This is a genomic window from Aeromonas sp. S11(2024) (genome assembly GCF_041402345.1).
GTDB lineage: Bacteria > Pseudomonadota > Gammaproteobacteria > Enterobacterales > Aeromonadaceae > Aeromonas > Aeromonas veronii.
The window spans coordinates 1-1,587 of sequence record NZ_JBGLRC010000059.1 but is presented as its reverse complement, the minus strand read 5'-3'; the positions used below and the strand labels follow the sequence as shown (position 1 = coordinate 1,587).

Genomic DNA, 1,587 nt, shown 5'->3' with positions numbered 1-1,587 from the left:
CAGTAGCCTTCCTAAGAAACACCCTCGATTGCCTGTAGGATAAAACCAAATTCGGCGGCCCGACGGTGCAATCCCTTGACCACCCGATCGCGGTACTGCTGCTCGTAGTGATCGGCGCCAGGATCCTGATATTCCATACCAAAACGCATGGCGTTATAGAACAAGACCGCAATCTTGCGGGCCGTGGCGGTGACCGCCTTCGCTTTGCCGATGCGCGCTGACAACCGTCGGTAGAATGCCCCCAGCGCTGTATTTGTTCTGCCGATGGTCACCGCTGCCAGTCGTAGGTGGGCGGTGACTCGATTCTTGGTCTTGCGAGTATGAGCTGACAGTACCTTGCCACCACTGATCCGGCAGCCCGGAGCCAGTGTCAGCCATGAGGTGAAGTGTTGGGCCGTTCGCCAGCGACTCAGATCCGTTCCACACTCGGCCACCAGACGCAGTGCCAGGTAAGGGCCAATGCCATGGATCTGGGTCAGATCGATACCGACCAGTTGATAGAGCAAGGTGCGGACATCAAAGTTGAGTGCGTTCGGCTGCCGGGTACGGTGGCGAGGCTTGGGTAGCGCTTCGCTGGGACGGGGCTTACCACGAGAGAGTTGTTGCAAGCTTTGGGCAATCTGCTCATCACAGAGAGAAATCTGGGCCTGGTAGGCGTCATACATGGCCAGTGCCTGACTCAAGGCAAACACATGCTCGGGCTGGTAATTGCCAACCAGCGCACGTTGGATGGTTTCGACGCTCGACTGACAGCGCAAGTCGCGCATGGCGGCGAGCATCATGGCATTTCGCTCTCCTGCGACAATGGCACGGATGATCCGCATACCGGTGGCGCCGGTGATGTCACTCACCACATGCTGCAATTGCAGGTTCATGTGAGTTAGCGCCTTCTGCATGTGCTGGATATGGGCCGCAGCGTAATCGAGGTGACGTTCACGTAGCCGCAGATAACTGCGCAGCGCGGCGATCTCCCGCTCAGGATGGAAGCTGGCGCGCAGTAGACCGCAAGCATGCAGGCGCTGGATCCATTGCGCATCGTTGACGTCAGTTTTGCGCCCAGGTACGGCCCGGGCATCCCGGGCGTTAGCCAAGATGACCTGTAAGCCATGGGTCTCCAGGATCTCGTACACGGGTATCCAATACACACCCGTTGATTCCATTGCCACGGTAGTGATCCCAAGCTCGACCAACCAAGCAGCCATACGCTCCAGGTCTGCCGTGAAAGCCTGAAAGGTTTGCACTGGTTCTTCGGCGAGCGCGGTGGGCACCGCAACCACATGGAACCGTGAACCGATATCAATGCCCGCGGCGCGGGCATGGATGATCGGCAAACCGTGTTCTGTGTTGTGCTTTTTCATGAATACCCCTCCATCACAAATAGTGCCGGACGGGGACTCGGATTCGATCACATTCCTAAACGGGGTCACCAAGGTGCCACCACTCACGGGTCCGCAGCTTCCCCTGGGTCAGGTTTTTTGACGGGGACTAAGCCTCCAAAAAGCAAACGACCACTGTCCGGTGAGATCAGTGTAGTGGACGTGTTTCTAATTCCATGGGCCACGGAGTGCCGGGGAGGCGGTTTTTTAG

At 57.8% G+C, this 1,587-nt stretch carries 1 protein-coding gene; it reads right to left on the bottom strand.

The window, feature by feature from the left end; all coding sequences use genetic code 11:
- Positions 1–11: 11 nt before the first annotated feature.
- Positions 12–1,358, bottom strand: a complete 1,347-nt coding sequence (locus ACB040_RS20705) for an IS110 family transposase (protein ID WP_371156324.1) — start codon at positions 1,356–1,358, stop codon at positions 12–14.
- Positions 1,359–1,587 lie beyond the last annotated feature (229 nt).